Below are 22042 nucleotides of genomic sequence, written 5' to 3'. Positions count from 1 at the left end.
CTCTCACGCCCGATCCGCGACGCGCTCACCGAGCAGGCCTTGTGGCCTGACGAGGAGGACGACGATGAGAAGTACGAATGCCCAGACGTTGGCCCAGGCGCCGCCGCCGAGCTGCTGCATGCCGGGGATCTCTTCGATGTAGGCGATCGAGAGGGCTTCGGCGAGGCCGAGGACGACTCCGCCGACCATGGCTCCGTAGATGTTGCCGATGCCGCCGAGGACTGCGGCGGTGAAGGCCTTGAGTCCGAGGAGGAAGCCCATCTCCCAGCCGATCTGGCCCTTGTCGAGTCCGTAGGCGACGGCTGCGACGGCTGCGAACGCGGCACCGATGGCGAAGGCCATCACGATGATGCGGTCGGTGTTGATGCCCATGAGCTTCGCCGTGTCGGGGTCCTGTGCGGTGGCCTGCATGGCGCGGCCGCTGCGGCTCTTGGAGACGAACATGCCGAGGGCGAGCATGCACAGGGGGGCGAGGACGAGGATGAAGGCGTCGGCGCGCTGGATGTAGAGGTTGTCGAACAGCTGGAAGGAGCCACCGTGGAATTCGGGGAAGCTGAGGGGCTTCTTCGCGTCGGGGTAGAAGCCCCAGACAAGCTGCTGGAGGACGATCGAGAGGCCGATCGCGGTGATGAGGGGTGCCAGTCGGGGGGCTCCGCGCAGTGGTCGGTAGGCGAAGCGTTCCGCGGCTGTTGCTACGGCGACGGAGGCGATTGCGCCGCCGACGATCATGAGGGGTATGGCCACCAGGAGAGACGTTCCGCTGGGGAGCGCCAGGTAGGTGGTGAGGGCGCCGAAGCCCCCGATCATGAAGATCTCGCCGTGGGCGAAGTTGATGAGCTGGACGATGCCGTACACCATGGTGTACCCGATGGCTATGAGGCCATAGAGCGCGCCGAGTGCGAGACCGTTGGCCAGCTGTTGCGGCAGTTCGTTCACCGCAGTGCCTCCGATGAGCTTGTCGGATATGACACCGCGCGAGGGCGCTGTTTGCGCCCTCGCGCGGTCAGGAGCATGTGCTGTGGGTGTGCTGGGTGATCAGTCTTCGAACGTGGCGCTCTTGACGTCCTTCCAGGCGCCCTTCTGGACCTCGTAGACGGTGAGCTGCTTGTTGGTGGTGTCACCGAACTCGTCGAAGGAGACCTTGCCGGTCACGCCGTCGAAGGAGACCTTGGACATGGCCTCGGTGACCTTGGCGCGGGCGTCCTCGGGGAGCTTGCCGTCGTTGTCGGCGACGACGGCCTTGACGGCCTGGATGATGGCCCATCCGGCGTCGTAGGAGTAGCCGCCGTAGGCCGCGTACGGGTCCTTGTAGCCGCCGGCCGCGTAGTCCGTGATGAACTGCTTGGCGGTCGGGAGGGCCTCGACGGGGTAGCCGATGGACGTGGCGAGGTCGCCGTCGTTGGCCTCACCGGAGGCGCTGATGAAGGCGGGGTCGTAGATGCCGTCGCCGCCCATGGTGGGGATCTTGGCGCCGGTCTTCTTGATCTGGTCGGAGAGCAGGCCGCCCTCGGGGTACTGGCCGCCGTAGTAGACGGAGTCGGCGCCGGAGCTCTTGACCTTGTCGGCGGTGCTGGAGAAGTCGGTCTCCTTCACCGTGACGTGGTCGGTGCCGACGACCTTGCCGCCGAGGCGCTCGAACTCCGCGGAGAAGATCGCGGCGAGGCCGGCGCCGTAGGTCTGCTTGTCGTCGACGACGTAGACCTTCTTCTTCTTGGCGTCGTTGTACAGGTACTGGGCGGCGAACTTGCCCTGGACGACGTCGGTGGCGCAGGTGCGGAAGTAGGTCTTGAAGGTGCGCTTGGGGTCGCCGGTGGCCCAGTTGTCGCCCTGGCTGAGTGCCGGGTTGGTGTTGGCGGGGGAGACCTGGGCGAGGTCTGCCTTGTCGAAGACGCCCTGCATGGACTGGGCGACGCCCGAGTTCAGCGGGCCGACGGCTCCGAGGACGTCCTTGTTGCCGACGAGCTTGGTGGCGTTGGCCTGTCCGGAGGCGGGGACGGCCTGGTCGTCGAGGGCTTCGATCTTGAACTCGATGCCGGGGACTTCGTTGTTCTTGTTCGCGGTCTTGGCCGCGAGGTCCACGGAGTTCTTGATGCCCTGGCCGAGTGCGGAGAGGGAGCCGGTCAGCGGGGCGTCGACACCGATGACGACGGTGGTCTTGCTGTCGCTGTTGCCCTTGCTGTTGTCGTCGCGCGACCCGCAGGCGGTGAGAGTGAGTGCACCGGTGGTGAGCACTGTGGTGAGGATGATCAAAGAACGGTGTCGCACGAAAGGTCCTTTCCCTGGCGCGGCCTCCTCTGCATGAGGTGCCGTGACTTCGCCGGGCTGTACTGGTCGATACAGGGCCGTGAGCAGACACGCCCGGCGGCGCGGTGACTGGCGGTGACTCTATGGGCAGGGGCGGGGTCGGGGACGGGGGTGGAGCAGGATGTGACTGTCTTGTTATGCCCTTGAGCAAGGCTTGAGGTGGCTGTGTGGACATGTACGGCTTTCTGCTGGACGGCGAAGTGACCGCATCGTGAGAACGCGCAGCTCTGCTAAGGGGCTTGGGTGGATCTTGGTGCTGTCGCACGAATCGGGGCGCAAGGGGCGTGACGAGGTTGCGCCGACGGGTCGGCGGGGGGTGAGGGGGGCGTTTTCGTGTATTGCGCACTTGTTACGCAGTGTTACATCTGGAGATGTGTTCGATTCGCTGCGGCTGCCTGAGCGGCTGCCTGAGCGGCTGCTGAAGAGCCTCATGGAACATGTGCGCCGGTCAGGGGGTGTTGACCGTGCGTGTCCGGCAACATTCGGGAAATGCTTCGGATATGGGTCCGCCCGGTCCGGAATGCGGTGTGCATTCCGGACCGGGCGGCAGGTTCCGGGGTCGGGTCGTCAGCCGGCGGCGGGCCGTTCCGTCTCGCGCAGGAGGCAGGTGAGACGGGCGGTACAGACCCGCTTGTCCAGTTCGTCGGTGATGACGATTTCGTAGGTGGCGGTGGAGCGGCCGCGGTGCACGGGGGTGGCGACGCCCGTCACGAGTCCGCTGCGTGCGCCGCGGTGGTGGGTGCAGTTCAGGTCCACGCCGACGGCGATCTTGCCGGCTCCGCCGTGGAGCATGCTGCCGATGGATCCGAGGGTCTCGGCGAGGACGGCCGAGGCGCCGCCGTGGAGCAGGCCGTAGGGCTGGGTGTTGCCCTCGACGGGCATGGTGCCCACGACGCGCTCGGCGGACGCCTCGACGATCGTGACGCCCATGCGCTCGCCGAGGTGCCCGGCGGAGAAGAGGGCGGGGAGGTCGACGCCGAGTGCGGCGTACTCGTCGATGATCTCCTGGGGGAACGTGGGTGCGGTGTGCTCGCCCATGGGGTCCGGCTCCGATCGTCTGTGGTTGTTCGTTGCTGTGTGCCCTGTTCCTATCAGACGGCTGAGCGAACGCTTAGGGGCCGGTGTCCGCGGTCCTCGTCCCGGTCGGGCTCAGTGGCCCGGCTCCTCCCCTGCCTGCTCGAAGCGGACGACGACCGACTTGCTGGCCGGGGTGTTGCTGGTGTCCGCGGTGGCGTCGAGCGGGACGAGCACGTTGGTCTCGGGGTAGTACGCGGCGGCGCAGCCCCGTGCGGTCGGGTAGTGCACGACGCGGAAGCCCGGTGCCCGGCGCTCGACGCAGTCCTTCCACTCGCTCACGAGGTCGGTGTACGAGCCGTCGGCCAGCCCGAGCGCGCGGGCGTCCTCGGGGTTGACCATGACGATGCGGCGGCCGCCCCTGATGCCGCGGTAGCGGTCGTCGAGGCCGTAGATCGTGGTGTTGTACTGGTCGTGGGAGCGCAGGGTCTGCAACAGCAGCCTGCCTTCGGGGAGTTCGGGGTACTCGACCGGTGCGGCGGTGAAGTTGGCCTTGCCGGTGGCGGTGGGGAAGCGGCGTTCGTCGCGCGGGGCGTGGGGCAGGGCGAAGCCGCCCGGTCGTGCGACGCGGGCGTTGAAGTCCTCGAAGCCGGGCACGACGCGGGAGATCCGGTCGCGGATCGTCCCGTAGTCCTTCTCGAAGTCCTCCCAGGGTGTGGCGGACCGGGGGCCGAGGACGGCGCGGGCCAGGCGGGCGACGATGGCGGGTTCGGAGAGCAGATGGGGGCTCGCGGGGGCGAGGTTGCCGCGCGAGGAGTGGACGAGGCCCATGGAGTCCTCGACGGTGACGAACTGCTTCGTTCCCGCCTGGACGTCCTTGTCGGTGCGTCCGAGGGTGGGCAGGATCAGGGCGCGGGTGCCGGTCACGGCGTGGGAACGGTTGAGCTTGGTGGACACGTGGACGGTGAGCCGGGCGCGGCGCATCGCGGCTTCGGTGACGGCGGTGTCGGGTGTCGCGGCGACGAAGTTGCCGCCCATGGCGAAGAAGACCTTGGCTTCGCCGTCGCGCAGTGCCTGGATGGACCGGACGACGTCGTAGCCGTGGTGGCGCGGTGAGGTGATGCCGAATTCCTGGTCCAGGGCGTCGAGGAAGGCGGCCGGGGGCCGTTCGAAGATGCCCATGGTGCGGTCGCCCTGGACGTTGGAGTGGCCGCGTACGGGGCACACCCCGGCGCCGGGCCGGCCGATGTTGCCGCGCAGCAGGAGGAAGTTGACCACTTCGCGGATGGTCGGTACGGAGTGCTTGTGCTGGGTGAGGCCCATGGCCCAGCAGACGACGGTGCGCTTCGAGGCGAGGACCATGGCGAGGGCCTGCTCGATGGCCTCGCGCTCCAGGCCGGTGGCGGCGAGGGTCCCGGCCCAGTCGGCGGTGCGGGCGGCCTCGGCGAACTCCTCGTACCCGTGGGTGTGTTCGGCGACGAATGCGGTGTCGACGGCTCCTTCGGTCTCCAGGATCATCTTGTTGAGGAGGCGGAAGAGGGCCTGGTCGCCGCCGATGCGGATCTGCAGGAAGAGGTCGTTGAGGGCCGCGCCCTTGAGCATGCCGCGGGCGGTCTGCGGGTTCTTGAACCGTTCCATACCGGCCTCGGGCAGCGGGTTCACCGAGATGATCTTCGCTCCGGAGGCCTTGGCCCGTTCCAGGGCGGAGAGCATCCGGGGGTGGTTGGTGCCCGGGTTCTGTCCGGCGACGATGATCAGGTCGGCCTGGTGGAGGTCCTCCAGGCTGACGCTCCCCTTGCCGATGCCGATGGTCTCGGTGAGGGCCGATCCCGACGACTCGTGGCACATGTTGGAGCAGTCCGGAAGGTTGTTGGTGCCGAACTCCCGGGCGAAGAGCTGGAGCAGGAACGCGGCCTCGTTGCTGGTGCGGCCCGAGGTGTAGAACAGCGCCTCGTCGGGGGAGTCGAGCGCCGTGAGCTCCTCGGCGAGGATCTTGAAGGCGCGCTCCCAGGTCACGGGCTCGTACCGGTCGGCGCCCTCGGGGAGATACACAGGTTGCGTGATGCGGCCCTGCTGGCCGAGCCAGTAGCCGCTGCGGCCTGCCAGGTCGGCGACGGGGTGCGCGGCGAAGAAGCCGGGGGTCACACGGCGCAGGGTCGCCTCCTCGGCGACGGCCTTGGCGCCGTTCTCGCAGAATTCGGCGGTGTGCCGCTTGTCGCCTTCCGGCCAGGCGCAGCCGGGACAGTCGAAGCCGTCCTTCTGGTTGACCTTGAGGAGGGTCTGCGCGGTGCGCCTTACCCCCATCTGCTGCTGGGCGATGAGCAGACTGTGGGCGACGGCGGGCAGCCCTGCGGCTGCGCGCTGGACCGCTTCGACCTGCGGGGCGTCCTGGACCGGGTCACCGGTCGGGGGCTTGGTGGCCATGGTTGCTCCCCTTCGAGCGCTTCTTCCTCCTTTGATCGTGTCATGCACCTGTGCCGGGGTGCCTGGTGGGAAGTCGGGGATCCGGGAGGTCCCGGCGGGAGCTGTGCCACCGGGCTCGACCGGTGCGCGAGTGGGGGACGAGCGGCGGCCGGTCCGGATTGTCAGTGGTCCGTGGCAGGATCGGGGGCGTGGCTGAGACGGCATCGAAGAAGACGGCAGACAACCGACCGCGCCTGCTCCTGATGGACGGGCACTCCCTGGCGTACCGGGCGTTCTTTGCGCTCCCCGCGGAGAATTTCACGACCGGCACGGGGCAGCCGACGAACGCCGTGTACGGCTTCGCGTCGATGCTGGCGAACACGCTGCGCGACGAGGCGCCCACGCACTTCGCGGTGGCGTTCGACGTGTCCCGCAAGACGTGGCGTTCGCAGGAGTTCCCCGCGTACAAGGCGAATCGTTCCAAGACCCCCGACGAGTTCAAGGGGCAGGTGGAACTGATCGGCGAGCTGCTCGACGCGATGCACGCCGACCGGTTCGCCGTCGACGGCTTCGAGGCGGACGACGTCATCGCGACGCTGGCCACGCAGGCCGAGGCCGCGGGTTTCGAGGTGCTGATCGTCACGGGTGACCGGGACTCCTTCCAGCTGATCACGGACAACGTGACGGTGCTGTACCCGACGAAGGGTGTCTCCGAGCTGACGCGCTTCACCCCGGCGAAGGTCGAGGAGAAGTACGGGCTCACCCCGCGGCAGTATCCGGACTTCGCGGCGCTGCGTGGCGACCCGTCGGACAATCTTCCGGGCATCCCGGGTGTCGGTGAGAAGACCGCCGCGAAGTGGATCAACCAGTTCGGTTCGTTCGACGACCTCGTGGCGCGTGCCGAGGAGGTCAAGGGCAAGGCCGGGCAGAATTTCCGCGACCATCTGGACGCGGTCCGGATGAACCGCCGGCTGACCGAGATGGTCCGCGACGTGGAACTGCCGAAGGCCCCGCAGGAGCTGGAGCGCGCTCCGTACGACCGCACGGCGGTCACCGGTGTGCTGGACGTCCTGGAGATCCGTAACCCGAGCCTGCGTGAGCGGCTGATGGCCGTCGACCCCGGTGCGGCCGGGCAGGAGGAGGTTCCCGAGCCCGCGTCCGGTGTCGAGCTGGACGGTTCGGTGCTGGGTCCGGGCGAGGTGGCGCCCTGGCTGGAGGCCCACGGCGGGCAGCCGCTCGGTGTCGTCACGGTCGACACCTGGACGCTGGGGACGGGCAGCGTGACCGAGGTGGCGCTGGCCGCCGCGGACGGGGCCGCAGCCTGGTTCGACCCCGCGCGGCTCGACGAGGCCGACGAGCGGGCGTTCGCCGCGTGGGTCGCCGACCCGGAGCGCCCCAAGGTCATGCACAACGCGAAAAGTGCCATGCGGGTCTTCCCCGAGCAGGGCTGGCGGATCGACGGCGTCACGATGGACACCGCGCTGGCCGCCTACCTGGTCAAGCCCGGCCGCCGCTCGTTCGCCCTGGACGCGCTGTCCGTGGAGTACCTGGGCCGTGAGCTGGCCCCCGCCGCCGCGTCCGACGGCCAGCTGGCCTTCGGCGCCGACGACAGGGCCGAGGCCGACGCGCTGATGTCGCAGGCCCGTGCCGTCCTGGATCTGGGCGACGCGTTCACGGTGCGTCTGCGGGAGGTCGGTGCAGCGGATCTGTTGCACGACATGGAGCTGCCCACGTCGATCCTGCTGGCCCGTCTGGAGCGGCACGGCATCGCGGCCGACCAGGAGCATCTGGAAGGCATGGAGCAGCAGTTCGCGGGCGCGGTGCAGCAGGCGGTGAAGGAGGCGCACGCCGCGGTGGGCCGCGAGTTCAACCTCGGCTCGCCCAAGCAGCTCCAGGAAGTCCTCTTCGGTGAGCTGGCGCTGCCCAAGACGAAGAAGACGAAGACGGGCTACACGACGGACGCCGACGCGCTGGCCTGGCTGGCCGCGCAGACCGAGCACGAGCTGCCGGTCATCATGCTGCGCCACCGTGAGCAGGCGAAGCTGCGGGTCACGGTCGAAGGCCTGGTCAAGACGATCGGTGCGGACGGCCGCATCCACACCACGTTCAACCAGACGGTCGCGGCGACCGGTCGGCTCTCCTCCACGGACCCGAATCTGCAGAACATCCCGGTCCGTACGGACGAGGGGCGGGCGATCCGCAGGGGCTTCGTCGTCGGCGAGGGCTTCGAGACGCTGATGACGGCGGACTACAGCCAGATCGAGCTGCGTGTGATGGCGCACCTCTCGGAGGACGCCGGTCTGATCGAGGCGTTCACCTCGGGGGAGGACCTGCACACGACGGTCGCCTCGCAGGTGTTCGGCGTCGAGAAGCCGGCCGTCGACGCCGAGATGCGCCGCAAGATCAAGGCGATGTCGTACGGACTGGCGTACGGGCTCTCCGCGTTCGGGCTCTCCCAGCAGCTGAACATCGAGCCCGGCGAGGCGCGCGGGCTGATGGACACCTACTTCGAGCGGTTCGGCGGTGTCCGCGACTATCTCCACCGTGTCGTGGAGGAGGCCAGGTCCACCGGGTACACGGAGACGGTCTTCGGCCGCCGCCGGTATCTCCCCGACCTGACCAGTGACAACCGCCAGCGGCGCGAGATGGCCGAGCGGATGGCGCTCAACGCCCCGATCCAGGGGACCGCGGCCGACATCGTGAAGGTCGCGATGCTCAAGGTGGACAAGGCGCTGACCGAGGCGAAGCTGACCTCGCGGATGCTGCTCCAGGTCCATGACGAAATCGTCCTGGAGATCGCCGGGGGCGAGCGCGAGCGGGTCGAGGAGATCCTCCGCAGGGAGATGTCCACGGCGGTCGAGCTCCGTGCTCCGCTGGACGTCTCGGTCGGGGTCGGCACGGACTGGGAGTCGGCAGCCCACTGACGGCCCCGTCACCCGCCGGCGAGGGCGTCCTCCTCATGCGGGGAGGGCGCCCCTCGTCACCTACGGAGGGCGTCCTCGCCGGCCAGGCGGCCCGGTGCGGTCTGCGTGCCGGGGCCGTCCGTCGGGCGGAGGGCGGTCCGGTTGCGCAGCCGCATCCACACCCCGTACAGCACGAGCCCGACGGCGAGTCCCGCACCGGCGCCGAAGCAGGCGGTCGGGATGATGTCGAGCGGTGTGTCGATGTGCCCGAAGTAGGCCCACCAGCGGGCGCACCGGTGGACCACGCCGAGCAGGACGCACACGGTGAGCAGCGTGACCGCCCAGCGGCGCTCCGCCCGGCCGAGCACCGGCACGGACTCCGGCACCGGCAGGGGCGCGGTCCGCCGCAGCCCCGAGTACGTGAACCAGGCCAGGACCGTCAGCGCCACGGCCGAACTGCCGTACTGGACCAGCTGGAACACCGGGAAACCGCCGACGCTCCGGCTGAGGGCCGGCACCAGTTCGGTGCCCCACCGGCTGTGATGTGTGAAGGCGTCCCACACGACATGGGTGCCCGAGCCGATGACCGCGGACAGTGCGAACCACGCCGCCGCGGGGAGGACCGGAGCCCCGGGTTCCCGCCGCCGGCCCCGTACGAAGGTGTGCACGCGGCCCTGCCACGACGCCGGCAGCAGGGCGACCAGCGGTTCGCGCAGCAGCAGCCACAACGCCACGACCGCACCGGTGATGAACACGTCCACGGTGAACACGCCCCACACGGAGTGCGTCACCTCGCCGAACTCCATCGCCCCGGGGATCGCCGTGTCCGCGTAGTACGTCATGTCGGGGGCGAACGAACCCGCGACGAGGGCGGAGGCGACCAGCGGGCCCCGGCCCGTCCCGGACCGGCGGATCCCCGGGAGTACGGCCGCGGCGTGGCTGAGGGTGAAGGGCATGGCGGCAAGTATGCGTGAGCCCCCGTCACCGCCCGTCCGGGTTGCCGTACAAGTTGCCGACGGGAAGGTGAAGAATCAGTAAGAACCGGTCATGGGCCGGTGTTCGGGCGGCGCCCGTTGCCGTAGGGTCGCCTGAGTCCTCGCGCTGGGGAGCGCGAACAGCCGTCGACGGGGAGGGACCAGAACGTATGGCAGCGCAATTCGGCCGCCGGCTGCGCAGGGGGGCCACCACCACCGCTGTGGCCGCCGCCGCGGTGGCCGCCCTCTCCGCATCGCAGGCTCCCGCGGCGCCACTGGCCGCGAGTACGGCGGGCGGTGACCCGGCGGCAGCCGGTGAGACCCCGCCCGGCGACAGCGCGGCCACCGGCAACTCGCCGTACTACACGGACCTGCCGCCGCTCACCACGCCCAACAAGCCCGGTTCGTCCGTGAATCTTCCGGTGACCGGCAGTGCGGAAGCGGGCATACCGGCCACGATCCTGGCGGCGTACAAGAAGGCCGAGCAGGACCTCGCGAGCACCGACGCCGCCTGCCGGCTGCCGTGGCAGCTCCTCGCCGCGATCGGCAAGGTCGAGTCCGGCCAGGCGCGCGGCGGCAAGGTCGACGACAACGGGACCACGTTCTCCCCGATCCTCGGCCCGGCCCTCAACGGGCAGGGCTTCGCCCTGATCAAGGACAGCGACGGCGGGGCGTACGACGGGGACTCGACCCACGACCGTGCGGTCGGCCCGATGCAGTTCATCCCGCAGACCTGGGCCACCTGGGGCCAGGACGGGAACGGCGACGGCCGCAAGGACCCCAACAACATCTACGACGCGGCGCTGTCCGCCGGGCGCTACCTCTGCGCGGGCACCCGCGACCTGGCCCTGGCGGCGGACCTCGACCAGGCGGTGCTGAGCTACAACCACTCGCGGGAGTACCTGCGTACGGTGCGCTCCTGGTTCGACTACTACAAGCGCGGCACCCACGAGGTCCCGGACGGCACCGGTGTCCTCCCGGCCGGCACGGGCAGCGGTTCGTCCACGCCGTCGCCGTCCCCCACCCCGCCGGCCACCCCCGGCGGCGGTACGACGCCGAGCCCGGACCCCACCCCGCCGAAGCCGACCCCGCCGCCCACGAAGCCGCCCACGACCCCGCCGACCACGCCGCCGACGACCCCGCCGGCCCCGGCCGACAGGTTCGGCAGCATCGAGAAGACGGGCACCGGCACCCTCACCGCCACGGCGGGCGAGGCGTTCGCCGAGCGCGTCAAGGTGCGGGCGAGGAACACCCTCGGCGACCCGCTCGCCAAGACCCCCGTCACCTTCGCGATCACCGGCGACACCGACACCCGGTTCGCCGGCGGGAAGACCACGGTCACGCTGTCCACCGGAGCTGACGGCACCGTCACGGCGCCCGTACTGACGGCGGGCGAGAAGACCGGTGAGTTCGTCGTGACGGCGGTCGCCGGCACCACCGCGCCGCGCGTCCTCACCTACATGGCGAACGTCACCGCCCGGCAGGCGGACGCCCTCGCCCGTACAGACGACAAGGCACTCAGCGCCGTCGTCGGTACCGGGTTCGCCGACGCGGTCGAGGTCAGGGCGACGTACAAGGGGACGGGCCTCGCGGGCACCGCCCTCACCGCCACGATGATCACCGACGGGGAGACGCCCGCCGAGAACGACAAGGGCCCGTACTTCAAGAACGCCGCCGGTGACCCCGTGCGCACGCTGACGGACCTGAAGACCGGTGCCGACGGAGTCCTGAAGCTCCCGGAGATCTTCGCCGACGACACCGCGGGCACCTACACGCTGCGGCTCACCACGGCGAGCGGTGTCACGCTCACCGTCGAGCTCAAGGTCGAGGCGGCACCCGCAGCCTGACCCGCAGCCGCACCACCGCGGAGCAGTCCCCGGCCACCGGCCGGGGGCTGCTTCCGTCCCGCCCCGGGACGGGACGTCAGTCCCGGCGCAGCCGCGCCGACGTGTAGCGGGTCGCCTCCACCGTCGTCGGGTCCTCCGGCCAGGGATGCTTCGGGTACCGGCCGCGCAGCTCGGCCCGCACCGCCCGGTAGCCCTCCCGCCAGAACGACGCCAGATCCGCCGTCACCGCCGCGGGCCGCCCGGCGGGGGAGAGCAGGTGCACCAGGACGGGCACCCCGGCCACCCTGGGCGTCTCACGCAGCCCGAACAGCTCCTGGAGCTTCACAGCGAGTACGGGCTGCTCACCCCCGTACTCCACCCGGATCCTCGACCCGCTCGGCACCGCGATCCGCTCCGGGGCCAGCTCGTCGAGCCGGGCCGCGTCGCCCGTCGCCCACGGCAGCAGCCGGCGCACCGCCTGCCCGGCGTCGATCCGCGCCAGGTCCGAGCGCCGCCGTGCCCGCGACAGCTCGGGCTCCAGCCACTCCCCGGCACGCGCGAGCAAGGCGCCGTCCGAGACGTCGGGCCACGGCGCCCCCAGCACCCGGTGCAGGAAGGCGAGCCGCAGCCGCAGCTGCTCGCTGTCCCGGGTCCACCGCAACAGCCCCGGCCCCTCACGCCGCAGACCCTCCAGCAGCGCCCCGCGCACCAGATCGGGAGCCGGCCGCTTCAGGCCCCGCACCGACAGCTCGACGGCCCCGAGCCGCTCCACGGAACGGGCCACCACGTCGCCGTCCACCCAGCGGACCTCCTCGCCCGAGAACCGCAGGTGCCCTGCGGCCAGCCGCGCCGTGTCCTCGTCGACGACCGCAGCCAGCCGCACCCGGGCGGACGCCGCGTGGGCCGGCCGGTCGGCGACCGCGACGGCCAGCCACGGCGCGCTGCGCAGCCCGGAACCGTCCCGGAGCTCCGCCCCCGTGCCCGACACCATCAGGAACGCGCCCTCGCCCCGGGCCCGCGCCACCCGCTCCGGGAACGCCAGCGCCGCCACCAGTCCGGCCGCCGTGTCGTCCGACGAACCCCCGCCACCGGCCTTGCCGAGCGAGGACGACAGCCGCCTCACCTCCTGCCGCCAGCGCGCCGCGTAACCGTCCCCGCCCCGCCGGGCCGTCCGCAGGGCCGCGGCCAGATCGTCGCCGTACTCCCGTGGCGGCTCCTCGCTCAGCAGCGCCACCACCTCCGCGGCCAGCCGTCCGCCCACCTCGTCCGCACCGTCCAGCAGCGCCCGCGCCAGCCTGGGATGCAGGCCGAGCCGGGACATCCGCACACCCCGGTCGGTCACCCGCCCCGCCGCGTCCACCGCGCCCACCGCCGTCAGCACCTCCCGCGCCGCGCCCATGGCCCCGGCGGGCGGCGGATCGAGCAGCGCGAGACCGGTGGCGTCCGGAGCGCCCCAGCACGCCGCCTGCAGCGCGAACGCCGTCAGATCGGCCACCTTGATCTCCGGTGACGGGAACCGGGCGAGCCGTCCGTCCTCCGCCTGCTCCCAGCAGCGGTACACCGCACCCGGCGCCTCGCGCCCCGCCCGGCCCGCCCGCTGGCGCCCGGCCGCCTGCGACGCCCGTACGGTCGTGAGCGCGCTCAGGCCCCGCGCGTGGTCGGTACGCGGCTCCCTGGCCAGCCCGGAGTCCACGACCACCCGCACGCCCGGCACCGTGAGGGAGGACTCCGCCACGGACGTCGACAGCACCACCCGGCGCCGCTCGGACGACCCGGCCAGCACCGCGTCCTGCACGGCCGCGGGCGCCCGCCCGTGCACCTGGAGCACCTCCGCGTCCACCCCCGCGAGCTGCCCGGCCACCCGGCCGATCTCCCCGACCCCGGGCAGGAAACAGAGCACGTCGCCGTCCCGCTCGGCCAGCGCCCGGCGCACCACGGCCGCCACGTGCGTCAGCAGCGCGGGATCGACGCGCATCCCGTGCGGCGGGCGCACCGACCCGGACGGCGGCGCCCACACCACCTCGACGGGATGGGACACCCCTTGCGCCTCGACCACCGGGGCGTCGCCCAGCAGCCTGGCCCAGCCTTCCGCGTCCGTCGTCGCCGACGCCGCGACCAGCCGCAGATCGGGCCTGATCGCCTCCCGTACGTCGAGGAGGAAGGCGGCGACCGTGTCCGCGTCCAGATGCCGCTCGTGGCACTCGTCGATGATCACCACGTCGACGCCTGCCAGCTCCTGGTCGCGCTGCAGCCGCTGGAGCAGCACCCCGGTGGTCACGACCTCGACCACCGCGCCGCGCCCCACCACGCGCTCCCCGCGCACCGTGAAGCCGACCCGCTCGCCGGTCCGTTCCCCGAGCAGCCACGCCATCCGCCGCGCCGCGGCGCGGGCCGCGATCCGCCGGGGCTCGGCGACGAGCACCCGGCGCACCGGGCCGCCACCGGTCAGCCCGGCGAGTACCAGGGGGACGAGCGTCGTCTTGCCGGTCCCGGGGGGTGCGCAGAGCACCGCGACCCCCCGGTCGTCGAGCGCCCGCTCCAGGGCGGGCAGGGCGGTGCGTACGGGCAACTGGTCCAGGGCGTCGGTGCGGATCACGCCCCCAGTCTCGTACGCCGCTCCCTCACGCGGACCGGTGGTCCCGCTCCCTCACGCCCTGCCGGTCCCGTTCGCAGACGAAGATCGCGGTCCCGGGGATGAGGTGGCCGCGCAGGGGGGACCAGCCGCCCCACTCCTGGCGATTCCACTCGGGCCACTCCGGTTCCACCAGGTCGACCAGGCGGAAGCCGCCCGCCACCACGTCCCGGACGCGGTCGCCGAGCGTCCTGTGGTGCTCGACGTACACCGCGTCGCCGTGCTCGTCCTGCTCGACGTACGGCACGCGGTCGAAGTAGGAGGCGGCGACGGAGAGTCCTTCGGGGCCGGGCTCGTCGGGGAACGCCCAGCGGATCGGGTGGGTCACCGAGAAGACCCAGCGTCCCCCGGGACGCAGCACCCGGCGCACCTCGCGGAACACCTGCACGGGGTCCGCGACGAAGGGCACCGCGCCGTAGGCGGAGCAGACCAGGTCGAAGGAGGCGTCGCGGAACGGCAGCCGGCCCGCGTCCGCCTCCACCAGGGGGACGTCGTCGCCGATCCGCAGCGCGTGCTGGAGCTGGCGGTGGGAGAGGTCCAGGGCCACCGGGCGGGCGCCCTGCGCGGCCAGCCAGCGCGAGCACTGGGCGGCGCCGGCGCCGATCTCCAGGACGTCCCGGCCCTTCAGGGCGGACGCGGGGCCCAGCAGGGCGGCGTCGGCCTCGTCCAGGCCCTCGGGGCCCCAGACGAAGCGGTCGTCCCCGAGGAAGGCCCCGTGGTCGCTCTGGTACTCGTCGGCGTTGCGGTCCCACCAGCCGCGACTTGCCCGGCTGCTCTCCGCTTCACCGGCCTCCCGGCGCGTCGCCTCAGGTTCGAAGTCGTAGGTCTCTTGGCTCATCGTGCCCGTCGTTGTAGTTTGCCTTCACCCGCCGCAGACGGTGTCCCCCCGTGTCCTACGGGCGGATACGTCCGAATGCGCGCGACACACCGATGAGGCTGATGTGGCCTCGGTGAACGTGAGTTGTGCCGGGATTGGGGCGTTGTGCCCCGGGTGTGCGCCTTCGCGCATTGACCCTGTCCGGCTGCCCCCGTATGCTACAAGTTGCGCTGCGAGCCTGCGCGCTTCAGACCTAGCAGGCCGCGCTCGCGTCTGTTGCATGTCCCCTCGGTTGTCGAGGCGCCTTTCCGGTCAGGTTGGGTGCACTCCAGGCTGTCCGGCTTCTGCAGAGGCGATACGGGCTTTCGGCGTAGCAGTACCTACGACTCACTGTCCGTACCGGAGCCCTTTCCCACATGACGAGCAGCACCGAGACCACCGCCACCACTCCGCAGGTTGCGGTCAACGACATCGGCGACGCGGACGCGTTCCTCGCGGCGATCGACGAGACGATCAAGTACTTCAACGACGGCGACATCGTTGACGGCGTCATCGTCAAGGTTGACCGGGACGAGGTTCTCCTCGACATCGGTTACAAGACCGAAGGCGTCATCCCGAGCCGCGAGCTCTCGATCAAGCACGACGTCGACCCGAACGAGGTCGTCAAGGTCGGCGACGAGATCGAGGCCCTGGTCCTCCAGAAGGAGGACAAGGAAGGCCGCCTGATCCTCTCGAAGAAGCGCGCTCAGTACGAGCGTGCCTGGGGCACCATCGAGAAGATCAAGGAAGAAGACGGCATCGTCACCGGTACCGTCATCGAGGTCGTCAAGGGTGGTCTCATCCTCGACATCGGCCTCCGTGGCTTCCTGCCGGCGTCCCTCGTCGAGATGCGTCGTGTCCGCGACCTCCAGCCCTACGTGGGCAAGGAGCTCGAGGCCAAGATCATCGAGCTGGACAAGAACCGCAACAACGTGGTCCTGTCCCGCCGCGCCTGGCTCGAGCAGACCCAGTCCGAGGTGCGCCAGACGTTCCTCACGACCCTGCAGAAGGGTCAGGTCCGCTCCGGCGTCGTCTCCTCGATCGTCAACTTCGGTGCCTTCGTGGACCTGGGTGGCGTCGACGGTCTCGTGCACGTCTCCGAGCTCTCCTGGAAGCACATCGACCACCCCTCCGAGGTCGTCGAGGTCGGTCAGGAAGTCACCGTCGAGGTTCTCGACGTGGACATGGACCGCGAGCGTGTCTCCCTGTCGCTCAAGGCGACGCAGGAAGACCCGTGGCAGCAGTTCGCCCGTACGCACCAGATCGGGCAGGTTGTTCCCGGTAAGGTCACCAAGCTCGTTCCGTTCGGTGCGTTCGTGCGCGTCGACGAGGGCATCGAGGGTCTGGTCCACATCTCCGAGCTGGCCGAGCGCCACGTGGAGATCCCGGAGCAGGTCGTCCAGGTCAACGACGAGATCTTCGTCAAGGTCATCGACATCGACCTCGAGCGCCGCCGCATCAGCCTCTCGCTGAAGCAGGCCAACGAGGCCTTCGGTGGCGACCCGGCCTCGGTCGAGTTCGACCCGACCCTGTACGGCATGGCCGCGTCGTACGACGACCAGGGCAACTACATCTACCCCGAGGGCTTCGACCCCGAGACCAACGACTGGCTCGAGGGCTTCGAGGCGCAGCGCGAGGTCTGGGAGACCCAGTACGCCGAGGCGCAGACGCGCTTCGAGCAGCACCAGGCCCAGGTCATCAAGTCCCGCGAGGCCGACGAGGCCGCTGCGGCCGAGGGCGCAGCTGCCCCGGCCGGCAGTGCCCCGGCTGCCTCCGGCGGCAGCGGTGGCGGCGGCGGTTCGTACTCCTCGGAGTCGGCGGACAACGCCGGCGCCCTGGCGTCGGACGAGGCCCTGGCGGCCCTGCGCGAGAAGCTGGCCGGCGGCCAGAGCTGACGCTCTGACCCCAGTCGCTCATCGGCTGCAGTAGCTGTAGAGCTGTAAGTGAGGCCCGCCCCCTTCGGGGAGCGGGCCTCACTCGCGTTTCCGGGGCCCGTCGTCCTCGACAGTGCCCCTGGGCGTCAGGCGTGTCCCGGGCGTTGGGCCCCCGGCCCAGGCGTCACGTCTGCGCCCCGGGCGCGGTGTTCAGGGCGTCACCGCGATGTTCGTCAGGCCCCTGCCGCCGGTGACCGTGTTACTGCTGTGGACGGTGGTGCGGCAGCCGGTGCTCTGGTTGGTGACGTTCACGGCGAGCTGTCTGTCCCCGGTGGCGCCGGTCAGGTCCGAGGTGTTGCCGCGGAAGACGGTCCCGCAGCCCCAGCCGCTCTGCTGGGTGTGCGTCTCGTAGCCGTTGTTGCTCGTACGGAAGCCCTTGTTGTCCTCGACCAGGACGTCGTTGCCCTTCACATCGACCCAGGAGTCGTCGTAGTTGGCGCCGGTCAGCCCGCCGCCGTCGAAGGTGTTGCCGATGATCCGTGACCCGGTGGTGCCTTCCTTGATGTCGATGTTCTCGCCGCCCACGCCCGGACCGATCGTGTTGCCCAGTATGTGGATCCGGTCGCTCCGGTCGGAGAGGTCACCCGCCGAACCGACGTACACGCCCTCGCCCATGCCGCGTCCGTCGTGGCCGGTGTCGTGGATCCGGGAGTTCCTGATGACCCCGTCCGTGCTGGACCTGCGGAAGTGGACGCCTTCCATGTCGAGGTCGTGGACGCTCACCGAGTCGATGACCACGCCTTTCGCGGCGTCCGCCATGATCCCTTTCTGCCCGCCGGTGACGGTGATCCCGTACACGGTCCAGTAGGAAGCACCGTTGAGGTGCAGGCCGTAGCCGGCGCCCGCGGTGAGGACCGCCTTGTCGGACCCGGTGAGGGTGATCCGGGCGGCAGCGGTGGCGGGGGCCGTCGCCTTGAAGTTGCCGGTGTACGTGCCGTCCGCGAGCCGGATCGTGTCGCCGGGGGCGGCGGCGGTGAGCGCCGCCTTGAGCTGGGCGGCGGTGGTCACGTCGATGACCGTCGCGGCCTGTGCGCCGCCGGCCGTGGCGAGGGCCAGGCCACCGGTGGCGAGCACGGTGGCCAGCAGGGCGGGGAGCGGCGTGCGGGTGCGCATGGGGGTGCCTTCCCGTCGAAGAGTCCAAGGATTCGCGTGCGTTCTCGTACATGAACATGGGGCGAGTTTCTGAATGCCTTGCCGGGTGACGCTAGGGGGGAGGGATGGGCATGTCAAGGTCTGGACCATTGCCGGGGTGGAGGGGTGAACAGGGAAGGCCGCGCGGGTGTCTGACGGTCCGGAACACGCGCGCGGGCACGTCGGCCGTTCGTCCGGGCCGCGAAAAGTGAGGTGGTCGGGAATGCCGGTGCCGAACGGGGCGTTCTTGTCCAGGAACACGAGGAGGAGCGGTAACCGTGCCTGATCCGCAGAGTTTGTACGAATGGGAGCCGAAGGGCCTGGCCGTCGTCGACATGGCGCTCGCCCAGGAGTCGGCCGGCCTGGTCATGCTCTACCACTTCGACGGATACATCGACGCGGGCGAAACCGGCGAACAGATCGTCGACGGCCTGCTCGAGACGCTGCCGCACCAGATCGTGGCCCGCTTCGACCACGACCGGCTGGTCGACTACCGCGCCCGGCGCCCGCTGCTGACCTTCCGGCGCGACCGCTGGACGGCGTTCGAGGCGCCGACCCTGGACGTCCGGGTGGTGCAGGACGCCACGGGCGCACCCTTCCTGCTGCTGTCCGGGCCCGAACCGGACGTGGAATGGGAGAGGTTCGCCGCCGCCGTCGAGCAGATCGTGGAGCGGCTCGGTGTGCGCCTCGCGGTCAACTTCCACGGCATCCCGATGGGCGTCCCGCACACCCGCCCGGTCGGCATCACCCCGCACGGCAACCGCACCGACCTCATGCCCGGACACCGAAGCCCGTTCGACGAGGCGCAGGTCCCCGGCTCCGCCGAGGCCCTCGTCGAGTACCGGCTGATGGAATCCGGCCATGACGTCCTCGGTGTCGCGGCCCATGTGCCGCACTACGTGGCCCGCTCCTCGTACCCGGACGCGGCCCTCACCGCCCTGGAGGCGATCACGGCCGCCACCGGCCTGGTGCTGCCGAGCGTCGCGCACACGCTGCGCACCGAGGCGCACCGCACCCAGACCGAGATCGACCGGCAGATCGGGCAGGGCGACGAGGAGCTCGTGTCGCTCGTCGAAGGGCTGGAGCACCAGTACGACGCGGTCGCGGGCTCCGAGACCCGGGGCAATCTCGTCGCGGAACCCGTCGACCTTCCCTCGGCCGACGAGATCGGCCTCGAATTCGAACGCTTCCTCGCCGAACGTGAAGGCGATTCCTGAGGGTGATTCCTGAGGGGGCGCGGGACGGCGACCGGGCCGGAGGCTAGGCTCGGCGCATGCTGAAAGTGGGCCTGACCGGCGGGATCGGCGCCGGCAAGAGCGAAGTGTCGCGGCTGCTCGTGAGCTACGGGGCCGTCCTGGTCGACGCCGACCGGATCGCGCGCGAGGTCGTCGAGCCCGGGACGCCGGGGCTCGCGTCCGTCGTCGAGACCTTCGGCCCCGGCATCCTGGCGGCCGACGGCACGCTGGACCGGCCGGCGCTGGGTGCGATCGTCTTCGCCGACCCCGAACGCCTGGCCACCCTCAACGCCCTGGTCCATCCGCTCGTCGGCGCCCGGTCCGCCGAACTGGAACGGGCCGCCGGACCCGACGCGGTGGTCGTCCACGACGTCCCGCTCCTCACCGAGAACGGCCTCGCCCCGCTCTACGACCTGGTCGTCGTCGTGGACGCGACCCCGGCGACACAGCTCGACCGGCTCGTACGACTGCGGGGCATGACCGAGTCCGACGCCCGCGCCCGGATGGCCGCACAGGCCACCCGCGAGCAGCGGTTGGCCGTCGCCGACCTGGTCGTCGGCAACGACGGACCGCTGGAGGACCTGGAACCCCAGGTCCGCAAGGTCTGGTCGGAGCTGACGGCGCGGGCAGCCGCCGCAGGCTGAGGTGCTGCCCGGCCCGCGACCCCAGGAGCTGCGACCGTCCTGTCCGGCCCGCGACCGGTTCTGCTCGGGCCGCGACCGTACGGGCCGCGGCTGTTCTGCTCGGCCTGCGACGTACGGGCCACCACCGGCCGGAGCGCCGCGTGGCTGCCGCGTGCCGAGGTGCTGCCGCGCCCGGAATACCGGATGGCGGCCGGACGTTGAAGTGCGGAGCGTGATGGGAAGGATGTGACCGTGCCCGACAGGAACCCGGAGACGCACGTCATCGACTTCCGTGCGGCGGAGCAGTTGCTCGCCGCGCGGGATCCGAGAGGTGCTGTCAAGCTGCTCGACTCGGTGATAGCCGCCCATCCGGAGAACACTGCCGCCCGGCTGCTGCGCGCCCGGGCCTTCTTCGCTGCCGCCCAACTGCGCCCGGCCGAGCTCGAATTCGAGCTGGTCCTGGAGCGCGAGCCGGACAACGCCTTCGCCCACTTCGCGCTGGCCCGCACCTTCGAGCGCGCCGGCCGCCCCGAACAGGCCACCCGTCACTTCCGGCTGGCTGCGGCGCTCGACCCGAATCCGGAGTACCTGCGGGCGGCCCGCTTCGACGACCGCTCCTGACCCCCCGCCCGGCCCGCTTCGACGACCGCTCCCGGCTCCCGCTCGTCCCGCAACCGGTCCGCCGCGGTTCCGTCAGTGCCCCGGCGGGTCCGGCGCGCCCCGGTCGGGTTCGTACGGTGGGACATCGCGCCCCGGCTGGAAGTGCGGGCCCTGGCGGATGCGGTGGACGACGACGCAGAAGTCCGTCAGCGAGACCGCGAGCAGCAGCCCACAGGCCGTCGCCCAGCCGGCGCGTTGCGTCACCACGAAGGCCACCAGGCCGAACGCGGCCCAGGCCATGCCCCATAGACTCAGCCAGAGTCGCATCCGCAGGGGACTGCGCGCAGTGGACGGTTCACTCCCGGTACGCATCCGCATCGCCTCTCCTCCCAGCATGAACCCGCGGCGCGGCGCACGGAAATCCATACCGGACGACGGGGAGCGGGCTGTGGACGTGACAGGTCAGGGGAGCGCGGCATGGGGCGACAGCGTCGCCCGCAGGGCCCGGGTGCGCGGTGCCCTGCTCGGCGGCGCGATCGGGGACGCGCTCGGCAACCCGGTGGAGTTCCTCTCGCTCGACGGGATCCGCCGCACCCACGGGGAGCGGGGCGTACGGGGGCTGGTCAAGGACGCGGACGGGGTCGTCGGGCGGATCACGGACGACACCCAGATGACGCTCTTCACGGCCGAGGGACTGATCAGGGCCCATGCCAGGGCCCGGTCCAAGGGAATCGGCGGCGCCGAGGCCGAGCTCGTACGCAACGCCTACCGGCGCTGGCTCGACACCCAGAACCACCCCGCCCCGCCGGCGCGCGGCGGGGAGGACCCGGTACGGACCGGATGGCTCAGGCAGCAGCCCTGGCTGTACGCGCGCCGGGCGCCCGGCAACGCCTGCCTGACGGGGCTCGCGGTCGGCCACGTACCCGCCCACGGCACACCGTTCGGGGTACCCGGCCCGGTCAACCCGCAGTCCAAGGGCTGCGGCACGGTGATGAGGTCGGCGCCCTTCGGCCTGCTCGGCGAGGACGCCGCCACCGGCTTCGAACTGGCCGCCCGGTGCGCGCAGATCACCCACGGCCACCCCACGGGGGCGTACGCGGCAGGGGCGCTCGCCGCGATTGTCACGCATCTGCTGGAGGGCGATTCCCCGGAAGGCGCCGTCCTGCGTGCCATGCACCTGCTGGCCCGCCACCACGGCCACGAGGAGACGACGGCCGCCCTGCGTGGCGCCGTAGACCTGGCCGCCCGTGGCGGCCCGACGGCGGAGCGGGTGGAGTCGCTGGGCGCGGGCTGGGTCGCCGAGGAGGCCCTCGCCATCGCCGTCTACTGCGCGCTCGTGCTGCCCGGCGCGGACGACGTGGGCGAGGCCCTGCTGCTCTCGGTCAACCACTCGGGCGACAGTGACTCCACGGGCTCGGTCTGCGGCAATCTGCTCGGCGCACGCCACGGGGACGTACGGCTGCCGGCCTCGTGGCTGGCCCGTACCGAGGGCAGGTCCGTGATCGCCGAGCTCGCCGACGACCTGTGCCTGGAGTTCGAGCAGCGGGTGGCGTGGCCGGACGGGCGCTACCCGGAGTGCTGACAGAACACGTTCCGTCACATTCCGG

The 22042-nt window shown here is 71.1% G+C and carries 16 protein-coding genes; 7 read left to right on the top strand and 9 right to left on the bottom strand.

Features of this window, described 5'->3' with window-relative positions; translation table 11 throughout:
- Nucleotides 1-3: 3 nt before the first annotated feature.
- From OG524_RS09080 to OG524_RS09065, 4 genes are all read right to left on the bottom strand, one after another.
- On the bottom strand, nt 4-936 hold the full coding sequence (locus OG524_RS09080; protein ID WP_405391455.1) for a branched-chain amino acid ABC transporter permease: 933 nt from the start codon (nt 934-936) through the stop codon (nt 4-6).
- A gap of 99 nt (nt 937-1035) precedes the next feature.
- Nucleotides 1036-2265, bottom strand: coding sequence for a branched-chain amino acid ABC transporter substrate-binding protein (locus OG524_RS09075; protein WP_405391456.1), 1230 nt, complete (start codon nt 2263-2265; stop codon nt 1036-1038).
- Nucleotides 2266-2871: 606 nt separating this feature from the next.
- Complete coding sequence (locus OG524_RS09070; protein WP_405809760.1) at nt 2872-3342, bottom strand: PaaI family thioesterase; 471 nt, start codon at nt 3340-3342, stop codon at nt 2872-2874.
- A 111-nt stretch (nt 3343-3453) separates the two neighbouring features.
- On the bottom strand, nt 3454-5742 hold the full coding sequence (locus OG524_RS09065) for an FdhF/YdeP family oxidoreductase (protein ID WP_405391458.1): 2289 nt from the start codon (nt 5740-5742) through the stop codon (nt 3454-3456).
- A 188-nt stretch (nt 5743-5930) separates the two neighbouring features.
- On the opposite strand from OG524_RS09065, the gene polA reads away from it, so the two are divergent.
- The gene (gene polA / locus OG524_RS09060) at nt 5931-8645 is read left to right on the top strand and encodes a DNA polymerase I (protein WP_405809759.1); all 2715 of its coding nucleotides are present in this window, start codon (nt 5931-5933) and stop codon (nt 8643-8645) included.
- 56 nt (nt 8646-8701) lie between these two features.
- On the opposite strand, the gene OG524_RS09055 is transcribed toward polA, so the two are convergent.
- Nucleotides 8702-9580, bottom strand: coding sequence for a DUF4184 family protein (locus OG524_RS09055; RefSeq protein WP_405809757.1), 879 nt, complete (start codon nt 9578-9580; stop codon nt 8702-8704).
- A gap of 188 nt (nt 9581-9768) precedes the next feature.
- On the opposite strand from OG524_RS09055, the gene OG524_RS09050 reads away from it, so the two are divergent.
- Complete coding sequence (locus OG524_RS09050) at nt 9769-11445, top strand: lytic transglycosylase domain-containing protein (RefSeq protein WP_405809755.1); 1677 nt, start codon at nt 9769-9771, stop codon at nt 11443-11445.
- 76 nt (nt 11446-11521) lie between these two features.
- Here OG524_RS09050 and hrpB read toward each other — a convergent pair whose 3' ends face one another.
- Nucleotides 11522-14020 (bottom strand): ATP-dependent helicase HrpB, encoded by a 2499-nt coding sequence (hrpB, locus tag OG524_RS09045; protein WP_405391463.1) that lies wholly within the window; start codon nt 14018-14020, stop codon nt 11522-11524.
- Between the two features lie 25 nt (nt 14021-14045).
- Nucleotides 14046-14894, bottom strand: a complete 849-nt coding sequence (locus tag OG524_RS09040; protein WP_405809753.1) for a class I SAM-dependent methyltransferase — start codon at nt 14892-14894, stop codon at nt 14046-14048.
- A 395-nt stretch (nt 14895-15289) separates the two neighbouring features.
- Here OG524_RS09040 and rpsA point away from each other — a divergent pair, with 395 nt between their 5' ends.
- Nucleotides 15290-16807, top strand: a complete 1518-nt coding sequence (rpsA, locus tag OG524_RS09035) for a 30S ribosomal protein S1 (RefSeq protein ID WP_405391465.1) — start codon at nt 15290-15292, stop codon at nt 16805-16807.
- 189 nt (nt 16808-16996) lie between these two features.
- Here the strand turns inward: rpsA and OG524_RS09030 are convergent, their stop codons facing one another.
- On the bottom strand, nt 16997-17959 hold the full coding sequence (locus OG524_RS09030) for a right-handed parallel beta-helix repeat-containing protein (protein ID WP_405391466.1): 963 nt from the start codon (nt 17957-17959) through the stop codon (nt 16997-16999).
- Nucleotides 17960-18255: 296 nt separating this feature from the next.
- Here OG524_RS09030 and OG524_RS09025 point away from each other — a divergent pair, with 296 nt between their 5' ends.
- The 3 genes from OG524_RS09025 (at nt 18256) to OG524_RS09015 (ending at nt 20456) form a co-directional block, all read left to right on the top strand.
- Nucleotides 18256-19194, top strand: coding sequence for a PAC2 family protein (locus tag OG524_RS09025; RefSeq protein WP_405391467.1), 939 nt, complete (start codon nt 18256-18258; stop codon nt 19192-19194).
- Between the two features lie 56 nt (nt 19195-19250).
- A complete protein-coding gene (coaE, locus tag OG524_RS09020) occupies nt 19251-19856 on the top strand; it encodes a dephospho-CoA kinase (protein WP_405391468.1) in 606 nt (201 codons plus the stop codon).
- 231 nt (nt 19857-20087) lie between these two features.
- Entirely contained in the window at nt 20088-20456 is a 369-nt protein-coding gene (locus OG524_RS09015; protein ID WP_405391469.1) for a tetratricopeptide repeat protein, read from the top strand.
- 72 nt (nt 20457-20528) lie between these two features.
- Here the strand turns inward: OG524_RS09015 and OG524_RS09010 are convergent, their stop codons facing one another.
- Nucleotides 20529-20762: a DUF6343 family protein gene (locus OG524_RS09010; RefSeq protein ID WP_405809750.1), complete on the bottom strand. Its 234-nt coding sequence runs from the start codon at nt 20760-20762 to the stop codon at nt 20529-20531.
- A 127-nt stretch (nt 20763-20889) separates the two neighbouring features.
- On the opposite strand from OG524_RS09010, the gene OG524_RS09005 reads away from it, so the two are divergent.
- Entirely contained in the window at nt 20890-22017 is a 1128-nt protein-coding gene (locus tag OG524_RS09005; protein WP_405812444.1) for an ADP-ribosylglycohydrolase family protein, read from the top strand.
- Nucleotides 22018-22042: the final 25 nt, after the last annotated feature.

Origin of the sequence: Streptomyces sp. NBC_01520 (genome assembly GCF_045040375.1) — a bacterium.
Classification (GTDB): domain Bacteria; phylum Actinomycetota; class Actinomycetes; order Streptomycetales; family Streptomycetaceae; genus Streptomyces.
The sequence above is the reverse complement of the archived record's forward strand: the minus strand, read 5'-3'. Positions and strand labels throughout refer to the sequence as shown.